The following is a 13,592-nucleotide window of genomic DNA, read 5'->3' on the forward strand; positions in this document are numbered from 1 at the left end:
CTCTCCGGCCGGACCTGAAAAAGCGCTGAATCGGCCGGGATCAACCCGCGCTGAGGTTGGTACGGCGGACGATCCACCAGACGGCGAGGACGGCCACCGCGGCGAGGCCCAGGTAGCCGGCGGCGAGGATCAGGTGGAACTCGGGGATCCGGCTGCCCGGCTGGTACTGCAGGTGCTGCTCGAGATGGTGGGACGTGTAGCAGCTGAGTATCGTGCCGGCGCCGTTGTCCGGCGGGCAGAGGCGTTCCAGCTCGACGCCGCTGAGCTGATGCCCGGTGGCGTCGTACGCGGCGGACGGACCGTCGATGCCGGACGAGATCAGTCCGCCCTTCACGAGCAGGGCGTTGCCGTGCAGCAGACCGTCGTCCGGGGCGCCGATCAGCCGGACCGCGGACAGTGGCTTCAACAGGGTCGGGTAGCGCCACCGGATGAGATAGCCCAGGCCGATGAAACCGGCAACGACCCCGAACACGGCGGGCAGCGTACGTCTGATCGCGGCCCCGAGTGCGACGCCGAGCGTGAACCAGCACAGGCTGATCGCGACCGGCAGCATCCCGGTGTTCACGAACGGGTTGTAATGGAAGAGGCTCCCCGGAGCGACCTGCGTCTCCAGGTGCTCGAGGTGGTCGCTGACCCCGGCCACGACCGCGGACACGGCCGCCACGAACAGGCCGAGCATGCTGAGCTTGGCCCACAGCCAGCGCGTCGGCGAGACGTCCTGGCTCCAGGCCAGCAGCAGGGTTCGCTGCTCGTGCTCCCGGGACAGCACCGGGACGCCGAGGAACACGCCGATCAGCAGCGGCATGTACTGCACCACCCACGACAGGGCGGCCATGGTCATGACCAGTGCCGAGGATCCGCCGAGCCGCTGGCCCTGCGGCGTGTCATCGGCGCAGAACGTCTCGTGGCACTGGTGCCACAGGTCGGTCAGCTCGATCGACAGGTAGGTCATCCAGCCGGCCAGGACCGCCGCCAGCACGAGCGTGGCGACGAGGGCCCAGCGATGCTGACGCCAGGTCAACCACAGCAGGCCGCGTACGCCACCGGCGGGCCCGAGGTCGTGCCGGCTGGTCGTGGGGGTCGGCGCTTCGGTCACCGGGCTCATGCTGCCGTCTCCAGTTCGTGGTGGGCCCTGGCCGACGCCTTGAGGTAGGTCAGGATCAGCTCGTCCAGGGTGAGGGGCTGGGCGGTCCAGCCCGGGGCGACGATGGCGTGCGCGGTCGTCTCCGCGGCCTTCCGCAGGACGAAGGTCGACTGCCGGCCGGTGTGCTGCGCCTGGACGATCGTGCCCGGGCCGGGCGGCTGGTCCGCGCGGGGTCCGGTGAGCCGCAGGTGGCAGTCGAGCAGGTCGTCGACGTCGCCGGTGAGCACCGGCCGGCCCGCGTCGAGCAGCAGCAGGTGGTCGCCGACGCCGCTGAGCTCGGCGATGATGTGGGTGGACAGCATGATGGTCAGGTCGCCGTCGGCGGCCTCGGCCATGAGCTCGCCGGTGACGTCGGTGCGGGCCACCGGGTCGAGGTTGGCGAGGGGCTCGTCCAGCAGCAGCACCGCGGGACGCGAGCCGAGGGCGACGGCGAGCGCGACCTGCGCCCGCTGCCCGCCGGACAGCTTGCCGCAGCGCCGGTCGAGCGGAATGTCGAAGCGCTCCAGCCACGACAGCGCCCGCCGCTGATCCCACACCTCGTTGGTGGACCGGCCGAAGCGGAGCATGTCGGTGACGCTGAAGTCCCGGTACAGCGGCTTGTCCTGGGCCAGGATCGCGACCCGGGCCGGCGACCGGCCCCTGACCACCGGCCGGCCGTGCACCAGCAACGAGCCGGAGGTGGCCGCCAGCGTACCGGCGATGATGCTCATCAGGGTCGACTTACCCGCGCCGTTCGCGCCGACCAGCGCGATGATGCGGCCGGCGGGCAGCGCGAAGCCGCAGTCCCGCAGCGCCCAGACATTGCCGTAGCGCCTGCTCAGCTCGCGGGCCTCGACGGCGCTCACGCGGCGCCGTCCTTCTGGCCGAGGCTCTTGTGCGCCGCGTTCTCCACGATCACGGAGGCGAGCAGCGCCTGGACGTCCTCGTCCTCGAGACCGGCCTCGCGGGCCTGGCCGAGCCATCGGGCCAGTCCGCCGCGCAGGCGGGCCATGACGTGCGGGTCGGTGTTGCCGAGCGTCCCGCTGATGAAGGTGCCGGCCCCCTGCCGCGCCTCGACCAGCCCGGAGAGCTCCAGCTCCCGGTAGGCCTTGAGCACGGTGGTGGGGTTGACCGTGCACGAGGTGACGACGCTGCGAACGGTGGGCAGCTGGTCCCCCGGTTGCAACGTCCCGATCCGCAGTCCTTCGCGTACCTGCCGAACCAGCTGCGCGTACGCGGGGACGCTGCTGGCCCGGTCGACATGAAAATCAATCACCCGCTAATTGTTACGGTAAACTAGAACACCAGTCAACCAACATGTCCTTGACTTTTCCGAAACCGCGCAACATGCTTCCACTAAGCAATTAGTGGAATGAGGTTTAGGTGATCGACTTCCAGCTCGACGACCGATCGGGTGTCGCCACCTACCTCCAGCTGGCACAGCAGGTCCGGCACGCCCTGCGGCTCGGCATGCTGCGGCCGGGCGACAAGCTGCCGACCGCCAAGGAGGTCGTCGCGAAGCTTGCGATCAACCCGAACACCGTGCTGAAGGCGTATCGCGAGCTCGAACGCGAAGGGCTGGTCGGCGCACGTCCCGGGCTCGGCACCTTCGTGCTGAAAACCCTTTCCCACCACGACCTGGCCGAGCAGGCGGAGCTCCAGCAGCAGTTGGCCCACTGGGTGTTCACCGCCCGCCGCCTCGGCCTGGTCGACGACGACATCGAAGCGATGTACCGCACGGTGATGCGCCAGGACGTCCAGGACACGGAGGGACTGCATGACACCCGCACTTGAGGCGACCCGCCTGGGCCGTCGCTACGGCCGGAAATGGGCCCTTCGGGACTGCTCGCTGAGCCTGCCGCAGGAGCGCGTCATCGGGCTGGTGGGGCCGAACGGCGCCGGCAAGACCACGTTGCTGAGTCTCGCCGTCGGTCTCCTGCGCCCCAGCGCCGGAGACGTGCGTGTCCTCGGACGGCCGCCGCGCACGGTGATCAGCGAGGTCGGCTTCGTGGCCCAGGACAAGCCGCTGTATCGCGGTCTCACCGTCGCCGAGACCCTGCGGATGGGCGGCTGGCTCAACCCGAGCTGGGACCAGGCGCTCGCCGAGAAGCGGATGGCCCGCGCCGACATCCCGCTTCGGCAGCGGGTCGGGCAGCTCTCCGGCGGCCAGCGCTCCCAGCTCGCGCTCGCGATCGCCCTCGGGAAACGACCGAGGCTGCTGCTGCTCGACGAGCCGGTGGCCGACCTCGACCCGTTGGCGCGCCGCGAATTCCTCAAGGTGCTGATGGAGGAGGTCGCCGACTCCGGCGTGACCGTGGTGCTCTCCTCGCACCTGCTCGCCGACGTCGAACGCACCTGCGAATACCTGGTTCTGCTGTCCGCCGCCCGCGTCCAGCTCGCCGACGACACCGAACAGCTGCTCGAGCAGCACCGAATCGTCACCGGTCCCCGGGGCGGTGCCGCCGCGGTGGAAGCCGGACATCAGGTGATCGACGCCGACTACACCGATCGGCAGGCCACTCTGCTGATCCGGACCCGCCGGCCGATCACCGACCCGGCCTGGACCGTACGGCCGGCCACGCTGGAAGAACTCGCCCTCGCCTACATGTCCGCGCCGACCACCGCGGCCATGGCCGCCCCGGCCGTCTCCCAGGAGATCCCCACATGACCCGGCTCAGCCTCCGGCTGGCACGTCCCCACATCCTAGCGTCCGCCGCCCTGTTTCTCGCCATCGCGCTGTACGCCGTACTGACCCGCCGGGCGATGTCCGGTTACCTGCACGCCTCCGGCCTGAGCGCCTGCCTCACCTCCGGCGCCGACTGCCAGGGTCTGGCCCGCAACTTCACCGACAAGTTCAGCGTCGTGATGACGTCCTATCGCCTGATCATCCTGGTACCGCTGCTGATCGGCATGTTCTGGGGCGGCCCGTTGATCGCCCGCGAGCTCGAGCAGGGCACCCATCGCCTGGCCTGGACCCAGTCGGTCGGCCGGGTCCGGTGGCTGGTAGTCAAACTCGGCGTCTATCTGCTCGGTGCCGTTGCCGTGGCGGCGGCCCTGACCTGGCTGATGACCTGGTGGTTCACGCCGATCGAAGGCCTTCAGGACGACTTCGGGCGGCTCAAACCGGAGGTCTTCGACTTCCGCGGGATCGTGCCCGTCGCCTATACGGTGTTCGCGTTCGCGCTCGGCGCCGCGGCCGGGGCGATCTTCAAACGAACCGTCCCCGCGATGGTCATCACGCTGGTCGCCTACCTGCCGATCAAGCTCGGCGTGCAGGCCCTGCGCGGTCACTTCCTGACTCCGCTGCAGGTGACCTATGCCTTCGGCACGACCAGCCCGCGCAGCAACAGCGGCGACTGGATCCTGAGCAGCGAAGTCATCAACCTCAACGGCCAGATCATGGGCAGCGCCGGCGTTTCGAGCCCCTGCGATGCCCTGGCCAGCCGGGCACAGGCCGAGGCCTGCGCCATCGAGCACGGCTACCGCTTCCTCGACACGTACCAGCCGCTCAGCCGCTTCTGGCCGCTTCAGCTCATCGAATCGGGCCTCTTCCTCGGCCTGTCGGTCGCCGTGCTGGCCCTGGCGGTGTGGTGGATCCTGCGCCGCACGGCCTGACCCGGCAACCGCCGTGCGCGCTCAGCTTCCGGCCGCGGCGGGGCACGGCGTTCCGCGGTCGAGCGTGTACCGGGCCTCGATGGTGTAGGTGCCGGCGGACGGGGCGACCAGCTCGGTCCAGGAGCCGCTGGGGGCGAGGCAGGCGCGCGGGCTCGCGTCGTCGTCGACCCCGTCGATGGCCAGCCACGGCGACCAGGCGATCCGCACCACGGCCGAGGCCGGGCCGGGAACCCGGACGGTGACGGCGGCCGGGCCCGCGTAGGTGACCGTCGCCGGCGCCGAGGCCAGCGGCAGGACGCCGGCCACCCGGTACACCTGCCAGCCGGCGTCCGCCCACACCAGGGGCAGCCAGTCCGGCCCGGCGGTGATGATCCGCGACTCGGCGACGCCGGCGCTGTCCGCCTCCGCGGCGGGCAGCACGACGTAGCCCACGCTCCAATTGCGCAGCCAGTCACGGTACGACGTGGCGGTCACGGTGCCGTCGTAGAACAGCGGGTTGCGTTCGACGTCGGCCTGCCGGTTCCAGCCCCGGGCCAGGTTGACATACGGGGCCACGCCGGCGGCCTCCCAGTGGGTGCGCAGCGGCACGACCTCGACCCGGCCGCGCTGGGCGTCCAGCCGGAGGAGCTCGGCGATCAACGGCCGGGCGTCGGCGCTGGTGCCGTCCACCGGGGCGGTGTGCACGAGGTCGGCGATCGGCTGGACCATCGTCCAGGCGGCGAGCGCGGCGGCCGACCCGTACGTGGCGATCGTCCGCCACCGGCGCGGCTGCTCGACGGCGGCGGCGCCGATCAGGATGACCGCGCCGGCCAGCAGCGCGAGCCGCTCGACGTTGCTGCCGATCGGCGTGGGTAGCAACCAGCACAGAGCGACGCCGGCGGCGTACACCCAGGCCCCGGCCCGGACCGTGCGCCACGACGGCGGAGCCAGCACGGCGACGGTGATCGCGGCGCCGACCGTGGTCACGGCCGCGAACGACGGGAAGGGCTGCACCCCGGTGAACGGGAACAGCAGGGCCGTCACCCCCACGACCACGGGCGGTCCCGGCGCGAGAAGGCAGGCGTGCCGCCGCCGGCCGGCCAGGAACAGCGCGGCGGCCAGAACCTCGACGAACACGCCGGCCACCGGGCTGCACAGGGTTGCGACCGTACCCAGCAGCGCCGCGACGACCGGGCGGCGCCGCTGCACGAAGGCGACGGCCATCAACGCGAACGTCATGCCGAGCAGATAGGTGACCCGCCCGGAGGCGAGGTTGCACCAGACCGCCAGCGCGAGCCAGAGTGCCGGCACCAGGGGGCGCCGGATGCCGGACCGGGTCAGACAGAGCCCGCCGAGCACCGCGCTGCCGACACAGGCGAGCACACCGGTGGTGCGCACGCCGAGCCACGCCATCAGAAACGGCGAGACGACGCTGTAGTTCGCCGGATGGATGCCGCCGTACCAGGACAGGTTGTCGGCCGACCGGGGATGCTGCCGGACGAACGAGGTCCACGCGTACTGGGCGGCCAGGTCACCGGCGTCGCGCGCCAGCCACAGCGCCCAGACGAGGCTGAGCACGCCGGCCAGCAGACCTGCCGGGACCGCGGCGGATCGCCACGCCCGGAAATCCACGGGTGGTCAGTCGCCGAACGGCTCGTGGTGGTCGAAACCGTGGCCCTCCGCGCCGAAACCGTGGAACGCCCCGGCGACGGCGCCGGCGAAGAACACCAGGAGGACGGCGGCGAGGGCGAGACGGCGGCGGCCGGCCGGCATCGCCAGCTCGGCGCGCACCATGGCCAGGATCGCCCACCACCCCGGCCGGGACGGCTCGGGGCGCGGCAGGTCGGCCGTCACGACCGCCAGCTCGTGCTCGTAGGTCGCGGTGTACGTCGCGGTGAGGCGTTCCTCGAGATCGGTCATGCTCAGCCGGCCCTCGCCGGTGGCGTCGCGGAGCCTCGTGGAGACACGTTCCCGGTCCGCGTCCGAGCATCGGACGGCGCCTTCGAGTCGGGTCGCGGGTTCGGTCACTATGCACCTCGATGTCGTGGAGTCGGTCAGCGGTAAATCGAGAATGCCGGGCCGGCGATAAGAATTCGCTGAAGATCACTCGAACGGGGCTTTCAGCGAATTCTAAGCAGCGCTCCTTGATCGTTCTGCCCGACACCGAGCCATTTCCAAGGAGAGACAAATGTCGCTGGGCTATGCCACCGAGAAACGCTCACGCGTCTGGCTGACGAAAGTTCCCGCCATTACGGCGACATTCTGGGTCATCAAAGTGCTGTCGACGACGATCGGCGAGACCTTCGCCGACTATCTGTCGGTGAACGTGGGGCTCGGGCCGGCGGTGACCGACGCGGTGATGGCCGCGGTGCTCGCCACGGCGCTCGTCATCCAGTTCCGCACCCGCAAGTACACGCCCTGGATCTACTGGCTGTGCGTCGTGCTGGTCAGCATCGTCGGCACCCAGATCACCGACTTCTTCACCGACACGCTCGGGGTCAGCCTCTACTTCAGCACCGCGGTCTTCGCGGTCGTCCTGGCCGTCGTCTTCGTCGTGTGGCATCGCCAGGAGGGCACGCTGGCGATCAGCTCGATCGACACGCCCCGCCGCGAGGGCTTCTACTGGGGGGCGATCCTCACCACGTTCGCGCTCGGCACCGCGGCCGGCGACCTGGCCACCGAGGCGCTCGGGCTGGGCTTCCGCAACGGCGTCCTGATCTTCGGCGGGCTCATCCTGGCCACCTGGATCGCGTACAAGGCAGGCGCCGGGCAGGTTTTGACATTCTGGATCGCGTACGTGCTGACCCGCCCGCTCGGCGCCTCGATCGGTGACCTGCTCACCCAGGACAAGCAGTTCGGCGGTCTCGCCCTCGGCGCCAGCACCACGAGCCTGCTGTTCTTCGCCATCATCGTGGTGCTCGTGGCGCGCGAACAGGTGCTGGTCAACCGGCACGGCGTGGCCGTCAAGGGCGCGGGGCCGGCCGGCGGGCACCGGGCCGACTACGCGTGGGCGGCGGCGGGGCTGGCCGTCGTAGTCGCGGCCGGCGGGGTGCTGAGCGCCCAGACGCCCGCGGACCAGACGAGCGCGCCGGCCGTTCAAACACCGGGAGCGACCGGGAAGGCCACGCACCCGACCACTCGCCTGGGTGACCTCACCTCCTTCGCGACGATCGCGACCGACGTCAAGGCCAAGGTCACGAAGAATGATCTGGCCGGCGGCAAGGCCCGGGTCAAGGACCTGGAAGTGGCGTGGGACGACGCCGAGGCGGGCCTGAAGCCGCGGGACTCCCGGAAGTGGAACCAGCTCGACGGCCAGATCGACGACGTCCTCACCGCGCTGCGCGCCGGCACTCCCCGCCAGTCCGACTGCGCCGGCGCCCTCACCACGCTGATCGGCACCCTGAACAAGTTCGACGGGGTCTGATTTTCAGCGCCCTTTCAACTGCCCGGTGGGAGGGTCGCCCGGTCGAAGCCGAGCGAGGTGCCCCCATGCCGGACAGAACCGGACCCGCGTGGCCGCGGCGCGTGATCACACGCGTCGCGGTCGCCACCGCCCTGGCCACGCTGGCCACGACCGGCCTGCGCCATCTCACCGCGGCCGATCCGCGGGTGCACCTGCCCACGGTGCCGGTCGTCGCCGCGCTGACGCTCGCGCTCGCGGTCGGCGTGTTCGCCTCCCGGCTGGGGGGCGCGGTGGCGCTGATTCCCGCGGCGCTGGTCGCACTCCCGATGCGGAACCATCCGTACGGGATGCTCGCCGGTCTGGTCCTCGCCCTTCTCGCGGTCAGCGAGGTGCAGCTGTGGTCGGTGTGGCTGCCGATCACAACGCTCCGGGACCCGGCGGACCGCCAGGCCGCCGGGGAGGTCAGAACGGGATGACGCGATGGCGGGGCGGCGTCCGGCTCCGGACCGCGATCGCGGCGGCGGTGGTCGTCGGCGTGACCGGGCTCGGCGCCGCCGTCGGGTTCGTCCGCGCCACCGAGTCGATCCTCACGCACAACGTCGACAACACGGCGCGACAACGGGTCGCCGAGGTCACCGCCGGGCTGCGCGACGACGAGGCCTCCGACGTGATCGAGACGATGACCGGGAACGCGACCCCGGTCCAGGTGCTGGACGGCGCCGGCCAGGTGGTCGCCTCCTCGTTCTCGACCCGGTCCCGGCCGCCGCTCGCGGTCCGCGGCCTCCCGGTCGGCAGCACCACCCGATCCACCCGCCCGTGGCCGGACGACGACGCCGGCCCGTACCGGATCTGGGCGGTGGGCGTCACCACCGCGGCCGGCCCGCGCACCGTCGTCGTCGCCCAGTCGCTGCAGCCGGTGCGGGAGAACGCCGAGGCGATGACGCGGACCCTGGCCTGGGGCATGCCGGTCCTCGTGCTGGTCGTCGGGCTCGCGACGTTCGTCTTCGTGGGACGCTCCCTGCGGCCGGTGGAGGCCATCCGGCGGCAGGTCGCCACCATCACCGCGCAGGACCTGCACGCCCGGGTGCCGCTGCCGGGCGGGCGGGACGAGGTCGCGGCGCTGGCCCGGACCATGAACGCGATGCTCGACCGCCTCGAGGCGGCGGCCGCGGCCCAGCGGCGGTTCGTCGCCGACGCCGGCCACGAGCTGCGCAGCCCGCTGGCCACCATCCAGGTCGGTCTCGACCACCTGGCCCGGCGCGCCGGCACCGAGGACGAGCTCACGCTGCTGCGCGGCGAGGCGGAACGGCTGGGCACGCTGGTCGCCGACCTGTTGCTGCTCGCGCACTCCGACGAACACGCCCTCACGGTGCGCCGCGACGAGGTGGATCTCGAGGATCTGGTCCTGGCCGAGCGGGAACGGTTCGCCGCCCGCTTTCCCGAGGTGGCGCTGCGGGTACGCCTGGAGCCCGTCCGCCTCGTCGGCGACGCCGCCCGGTTACGGCGCGCGCTGCGCAATCTGCTCGACAACGCGGCCGCGCACGCCCGGTCCGCGGTGACCGTCGCGGTGTGGGCGGACGACCGCGCCCATCTCACGGTCACCGACGACGGCGCCGGCATCGACCCGGCCGACCGGGAACGCGTCTTCGACCGGTTCGTCCGGCTCGACGACAGCCGGGCCCGGCACGACGGGGGTTCGGGCCTCGGCCTGCCGATCACCCGGGAGATCGTGGACGGGCACGGCGGCGACGTCCGGATCGACGACGGGCCGGGCACGTCGTTTCACGTACGCCTCCCCCGGCCGCCGGCGGATCATCCGCCGGTGGCCGCCAGCCGGTAGCCCGCGCCGCGGACGGTCTCGATGGCGGCGCGGCCGAACGGCTGGTCGATCTTCTTGCGCAGGTAGCGGACGTACACCTCGACGATGTTGGTGTCGCCGTCGAAGCTCCAGTCCCAGACACCGGCGATGATGGCGCTCTTGGAGACCACCTCGCCGCGGTGCCGCATGAGGAACTCGAGCAGGGCGAACTCGCGGCTCGTCACCGAGATCGCGATGCCGCCGCGGCTGACGAGCCGGGTCGCCGGGTCCACGCTCAGGTCGCCGGCGGTCAGCACCGCCGGTCGCTCGGGCTGTCCCCGCCGGATCACGGCCCGCAGCCGGGCCAGCAGAACCACCAGCGAGAACGGCTTGGTCAGGTAGTCGTCGGCGCCGAGGTCGAGCGCGTCGGCCTGGTCGTGCTCGCCGTCCTTGGCGGTCAGCATGACGATCGGCGTCCACACCTGCCGGTCGCGCAGCTGCCGGCAGACCTCGTAGCCGCTCAGCCGGGGCAGCATGATGTCGAGCACGATGACGTCGTACGGGTGCTCGGTGGCCGCCCACAGCCCGTCGTCGCCGGTGCTCGCGACGTCGACCGCGAAGCCCTCGGCGTTCAGCGCGACCCGCACCATCCTCGCCAGGGCGGGCTCGTCCTCGACCAGCAGGACACGCATCGCGTACCCCCTATCCGAAGTAGATCGCCGCGGTCGCCAGGACCGCCCAGGCGAAACCACTGACCAGCAGGAACCGGTCCGAGGCGAGGAGGTTCTCGGGCGCCTCGCCGTCGCCGCGCGCCACCAGCAGGCTGTAGCGCATCAACCCGGCCAGGAACGGCACGAGGGACAGGCCGCCACCACGAAAGGCAAAGGCCCAGCAGGCGTACGCGATGACGGTCCCGGTGAGCGTCATGGTGAGCGTCTGCTGCAGCCAGGTGACGGAGTACGACGCGAGGACGGCCCGGCCCTGCGGATCGCGCCGCAGTTCGCCGAGCCGCTTGCCGGTCACCAGGAACAGCGACCCGAGCAGGGCGGTGAGCAGGAACCAGCTGGACATCGGCACCCGGGCGGCGACCGCGCCACCGACCGTGCGCAGCAGGAACCCGCCGGCGACGGTCAGGATGTCGACCACGGCGATCCGCTTGAGCCACGAGCTGTACGCGAAGGTCAGCGCCAGATAGGCGGCAACGCACCCGGCCAGGGCCGGCCCGGCGAGGGCCGCGACCGCGATCGACGCGGCGGCCAGGCCGATGCCGGTCCGCCGGGCCGTGCGCACCGCGATCAGCCCGGCCGCCACCGGGCGCCGGCGCTTGACCGGGTGGCGACGGTCGGCCTGGGCGTCGGCGGCGTCGTTGACGAAGTAGGTCCCGGACGAGGCGAGCACGAAGGCGAGCAGCGCGACGAAGCTGCCCGGCCGGACGAAGGCGCCGGCCGCGAGCGGCGCCGCGAACACCAGCACGTTCTTGATCCATTGACGCGGCCGGGCGGTGAGCAGGAACGGCGGCGCCACCGGCGGGGCAAAGGTCGGCAACGCCATCTCAGGCCGCCGTCACATAGAAGAAGTCACGCTGATCGGGGATCAGATAGCGGTACGCGCTGCGCGGCATCGCGGGAAGCAGCTTGGTGGGCGTCGCGCCGGTGCTCCCCGCCGGCTGCCATGAGGCGAAGCTCGCCATGCCGGAGTGGATGTCCAGCTGCATGCCGCGGACCACGCCGGCGTCGGTCATCGCGGCGGCGAGGGTGGCCAGGTTCATCTTGTTGCCGGCCACGTAGATCAGGTTTCCGTGCGCGTCGACGCCGGCGCCCGACCGCCAGGTGTACTGGTACTGGTTGTGCGCGGAGCCCCAGCGCCCGTCGGCGTTGGTGCTGAGCCCGGCGACCGGCCGGCCGCGGTCGACGATCAGGGCGAGGTTCTGCCGCACGGCGACGACGCCGGGGGTCATCGAGACGTCACGTCCCCACGCCCCGACCGTCATCGCGCCGTTCTTGTCGATGACCAGCGATGCCAGCCCGGCCGCGAGCGGCGGCGACGACTGCCCGTCGAGGTAGAAGCCACCCGCCGTGTCCTGCATCTTGAACCCGGAGTTGAACGTGGCGACCAGCCGGCCGACATCGCCGGCCGGCACGGCGGCGTTCCCGGGCCACGCCGGGCCGCCCGGCTGCCGGGTGCCGGCCACGAGATGGCCGGTGGTGCCGGCGGCGCGGATCCAGGCGACTCCCGCGACGATGCTCAGGTGGGCGCGGTCGGGCCGCAGGAAGCCGGTGCAGATCAGGGGAAGACCGGCGGCGGACATGCGGCCGGGCGCCCACGTCGACTCCCCCGGCAGCTGGGTCACGCCGGCCAGCCGCGGCAGGGCCGCGGGTCCGACGACCTTCGCGGGGGTGGCGCCGATCGACGGGAGGGTGGCGGCGTCGGGCGGCCCGGTGGCCGGCTTGTGCCGGGTGTACCACCAGTTCTCGATCGCGTTGATCACGGCGTTGCCGTGCTGGGAGCGGATCCAGTCGACCGTGCGCATCTGCCAGGTGGCGCTGCCGGGCGCGGTCAGGGCGCGGGTGTACGAGATGGCGGGGCCGAGGAGGATCAGCGCGACGGCGAGGGCCACCAGCCGGCGGAGGCGACGCCGCTGCGGCGCGGTCATGGCGGGTGAGGCGCTCATCGATCGTCCCGGATCGTGTGGTGCCGGTAGGGCGTGACCCGGACGGCGACGTCGGCCAGCTCCAGCAGCGGCCGGTCGACGGCGCCGTCGGCGTACGCCCAGACATGGCTCGCCGGCCGCTCGCCGAGATGGGCGAGCACGCGCCGGGCCTTCTCCGCTCCCCGGCAGTTGCCGCCGGCGAGGGCGCCGGTGAGCCGGCCGCCGGCGACGGTCATCTCGGTGCAGATCACCTCGTCGGCGCCGAGCAGGTGACCGAGGTGGTGGACGTAGAGGCCGGGCGAGGCCGAGGCGATCACCAGCCGGTGCCGACCACGGCGGTGCCACGACCACTGTTCCCGCGAATCCGCCCGCAGCCGGGTCTCCACCACCCAGCCGGCGTAGCGGCGGGCGATGCGGTCGACCTCACCGAGCGAGCGCCCGCCGAGCAGGTGCCGCAACACCAGCTCCTTGGCGGCGCCGCGGCGGCGGCCGGTGGCCGCGGCCAGGGCCCGGACCACGGCGGCGGTGCCGGCGACGCGGCGCAGGAACGGCAGCAGCGTGTCCGTGCGGGTGAGGGTGCCGTCGAGATCCCACACGGCGACCGGGCGGCCGCGGCGCGGTTCCGGCTCGTCCGGCGTGGGATCGGCCGGCAGTGCTTTCATCATGGTCACGGGCTGGCTCCTTGGCGTGCGGACGCGTCGAGGCGGCGGTGCACCGCGGGCGGAAGCAGGCGCAGCGCGGCCATCACCGGCCGGAGCACGGCGGGCGCGTGGATGAGCGAGGCGCGGCCGGTCAGCGCCCGGCGGACGCGGGCGGCGACCTCGGACGGCTCGGTCGTGAACGGAGGCTCGGGCAGGCCGGCGGTCATCCGGGTGCGGACGTGGCCCGGCCGGACGACGAGCACGCGCGGGCCGCCGCCGCCGCCGCTGCCGCTGCCGCTGCCGCTGCCGCTGCCGCTGCCGCTGCCGCTGCCGCTGCCGCTGCCGCTGCCGCTGCCGCTGCCGCTGCCGCTGCCGCTGCCGCT

At 72.2% G+C, this 13,592-nt stretch carries 16 protein-coding genes; 6 read left to right on the plus strand and 10 right to left on the minus strand.

What is annotated here, in order from left to right:
• Positions 1 to 40: 40 nt before the first annotated feature.
• From ACZ6TB_RS19825 to ACZ6TB_RS19835, 3 genes are read right to left on the minus strand one after another with little or no spacing between them, the layout of a single operon-like run.
• Positions 41 to 1,105, minus strand: coding sequence for an ABC transporter permease (locus ACZ6TB_RS19825; protein ID WP_465555975.1), 1,065 nt, complete (start codon positions 1,103 to 1,105; stop codon positions 41 to 43).
• On the minus strand, positions 1,102 to 1,989 hold the full coding sequence (locus ACZ6TB_RS19830) for an ABC transporter ATP-binding protein (RefSeq protein WP_465555976.1): 888 nt from the start codon (positions 1,987 to 1,989) through the stop codon (positions 1,102 to 1,104). Before ACZ6TB_RS19830 ends, ACZ6TB_RS19825 begins: the two co-directional genes overlap by 4 nt.
• The gene (locus ACZ6TB_RS19835) at positions 1,986 to 2,399 is read right to left on the minus strand and encodes a GntR family transcriptional regulator (protein ID WP_465555977.1); all 414 of its coding nucleotides are present in this window, start codon (positions 2,397 to 2,399) and stop codon (positions 1,986 to 1,988) included. Before ACZ6TB_RS19835 ends, ACZ6TB_RS19830 begins: the two co-directional genes overlap by 4 nt.
• 107 nt (positions 2,400 to 2,506) lie before the next feature.
• On the opposite strand from ACZ6TB_RS19835, the gene ACZ6TB_RS19840 reads away from it, so the two are divergent.
• Genes ACZ6TB_RS19840 through ACZ6TB_RS19850 form a run of 3 tightly spaced genes read left to right on the plus strand, consistent with a single transcriptional unit; the run spans position 2,507 to position 4,738 of the window.
• Positions 2,507 to 2,917 carry a GntR family transcriptional regulator gene (locus ACZ6TB_RS19840; RefSeq protein WP_465555978.1) on the plus strand — a complete coding sequence of 137 codons (411 nt, stop codon included), beginning with the start codon at positions 2,507 to 2,509 and terminating at the stop codon, positions 2,915 to 2,917.
• Entirely contained in the window at positions 2,901 to 3,791 is an 891-nt protein-coding gene (locus ACZ6TB_RS19845) for an ABC transporter ATP-binding protein (protein ID WP_465555979.1), read from the plus strand. Before ACZ6TB_RS19840 ends, ACZ6TB_RS19845 begins: the two co-directional genes overlap by 17 nt.
• Complete coding sequence (locus ACZ6TB_RS19850) at positions 3,788 to 4,738, plus strand: hypothetical protein (RefSeq protein ID WP_465555980.1); 951 nt, start codon at positions 3,788 to 3,790, stop codon at positions 4,736 to 4,738. Before ACZ6TB_RS19845 ends, ACZ6TB_RS19850 begins: the two co-directional genes overlap by 4 nt.
• Positions 4,739 to 4,759: 21 nt before the next feature.
• On the opposite strand, the gene ACZ6TB_RS19855 is transcribed toward ACZ6TB_RS19850, so the two are convergent.
• Entirely contained in the window at positions 4,760 to 6,349 is a 1,590-nt protein-coding gene (locus tag ACZ6TB_RS19855; protein WP_465555981.1) for an MFS transporter, read from the minus strand.
• A 6-nt stretch (positions 6,350 to 6,355) separates the two neighbouring features.
• Complete coding sequence (locus ACZ6TB_RS19860; RefSeq protein WP_465555982.1) at positions 6,356 to 6,745, minus strand: DUF1707 SHOCT-like domain-containing protein; 390 nt, start codon at positions 6,743 to 6,745, stop codon at positions 6,356 to 6,358.
• Between the two features lie 160 nt (positions 6,746 to 6,905).
• Between ACZ6TB_RS19860 and ACZ6TB_RS19865 the strand changes: the two genes are divergently transcribed.
• From ACZ6TB_RS19865 to ACZ6TB_RS19875, 3 genes are all read left to right on the plus strand, one after another.
• On the plus strand, positions 6,906 to 8,141 hold the full coding sequence (locus ACZ6TB_RS19865; protein ID WP_465555983.1) for a COG4705 family protein: 1,236 nt from the start codon (positions 6,906 to 6,908) through the stop codon (positions 8,139 to 8,141).
• A 65-nt stretch (positions 8,142 to 8,206) separates the two neighbouring features.
• Positions 8,207 to 8,596: a hypothetical protein gene (locus tag ACZ6TB_RS19870; protein WP_465555984.1), complete on the plus strand. Its 390-nt coding sequence runs from the start codon at positions 8,207 to 8,209 to the stop codon at positions 8,594 to 8,596.
• Positions 8,593 to 9,960, plus strand: a complete 1,368-nt coding sequence (locus ACZ6TB_RS19875) for a sensor histidine kinase (protein WP_465555985.1) — start codon at positions 8,593 to 8,595, stop codon at positions 9,958 to 9,960. The genes ACZ6TB_RS19870 and ACZ6TB_RS19875 overlap by 4 nt, the downstream gene beginning before the upstream one ends.
• Here ACZ6TB_RS19875 and ACZ6TB_RS19880 read toward each other — a convergent pair.
• From ACZ6TB_RS19880 to ACZ6TB_RS19900, 5 genes are all read right to left on the minus strand, one after another.
• On the minus strand, positions 9,933 to 10,610 hold the full coding sequence (locus tag ACZ6TB_RS19880) for a response regulator transcription factor (RefSeq protein WP_465555986.1): 678 nt from the start codon (positions 10,608 to 10,610) through the stop codon (positions 9,933 to 9,935). The two genes, ACZ6TB_RS19875 and ACZ6TB_RS19880, sit on opposite strands and share 28 nt — an antisense overlap.
• A gap of 10 nt (positions 10,611 to 10,620) precedes the next feature.
• Positions 10,621 to 11,469 (minus strand): decaprenyl-phosphate phosphoribosyltransferase, encoded by an 849-nt coding sequence (locus tag ACZ6TB_RS19885; protein WP_465555987.1) that lies wholly within the window; start codon positions 11,467 to 11,469, stop codon positions 10,621 to 10,623.
• A gap of 1 nt (position 11,470) precedes the next feature.
• Positions 11,471 to 12,589, minus strand: coding sequence for a phosphodiester glycosidase family protein (locus tag ACZ6TB_RS19890; protein WP_465555988.1), 1,119 nt, complete (start codon positions 12,587 to 12,589; stop codon positions 11,471 to 11,473).
• Complete coding sequence (locus ACZ6TB_RS19895) at positions 12,586 to 13,233, minus strand: HAD-IB family hydrolase (protein ID WP_465556063.1); 648 nt, start codon at positions 13,231 to 13,233, stop codon at positions 12,586 to 12,588. Before ACZ6TB_RS19895 ends, ACZ6TB_RS19890 begins: the two co-directional genes overlap by 4 nt.
• Before the next feature lie 2 nt (positions 13,234 to 13,235).
• A partial coding sequence (locus ACZ6TB_RS19900; RefSeq protein ID WP_465555989.1) for a hypothetical protein occupies positions 13,236 to 13,592 on the minus strand: 357 nt, incomplete at its 5' end.

The organism is Actinoplanes sp. NPDC051537 (assembly GCF_055586105.1).

Bases quoted from the DNA above. Each gene is read 5' to 3' on its own strand.
- ACZ6TB_RS19895 (WP_465556063.1), bottom strand. From the start codon at position 13,233: ATGATGAAAGCACTGCCGGCCGATCCCACGCCGGACGAGCCGGAACCG.
- ACZ6TB_RS19885 (WP_465555987.1), bottom strand. From the start codon at position 11,469: ATGGCGTTGCCGACCTTTGCCCCGCCGGTGGCGCCGCCGTTCCTGCTC.
- ACZ6TB_RS19865 (WP_465555983.1), top strand. From the start codon at position 6,906: ATGTCGCTGGGCTATGCCACCGAGAAACGCTCACGCGTCTGGCTGACG.
- ACZ6TB_RS19850 (WP_465555980.1), top strand. From the start codon at position 3,788: ATGACCCGGCTCAGCCTCCGGCTGGCACGTCCCCACATCCTAGCGTCC.
- ACZ6TB_RS19845 (WP_465555979.1), top strand. From the start codon at position 2,901: ATGACACCCGCACTTGAGGCGACCCGCCTGGGCCGTCGCTACGGCCGG.
- ACZ6TB_RS19825 (WP_465555975.1), bottom strand. From the start codon at position 1,105: ATGAGCCCGGTGACCGAAGCGCCGACCCCCACGACCAGCCGGCACGAC.
- ACZ6TB_RS19890 (WP_465555988.1), bottom strand. From the start codon at position 12,589: ATGAGCGCCTCACCCGCCATGACCGCGCCGCAGCGGCGTCGCCTCCGC.
- ACZ6TB_RS19870 (WP_465555984.1), top strand. From the start codon at position 8,207: ATGCCGGACAGAACCGGACCCGCGTGGCCGCGGCGCGTGATCACACGC.
- ACZ6TB_RS19875 (WP_465555985.1), top strand. From the start codon at position 8,593: ATGACGCGATGGCGGGGCGGCGTCCGGCTCCGGACCGCGATCGCGGCG.
- ACZ6TB_RS19880 (WP_465555986.1), bottom strand. From the start codon at position 10,610: ATGCGTGTCCTGCTGGTCGAGGACGAGCCCGCCCTGGCGAGGATGGTG.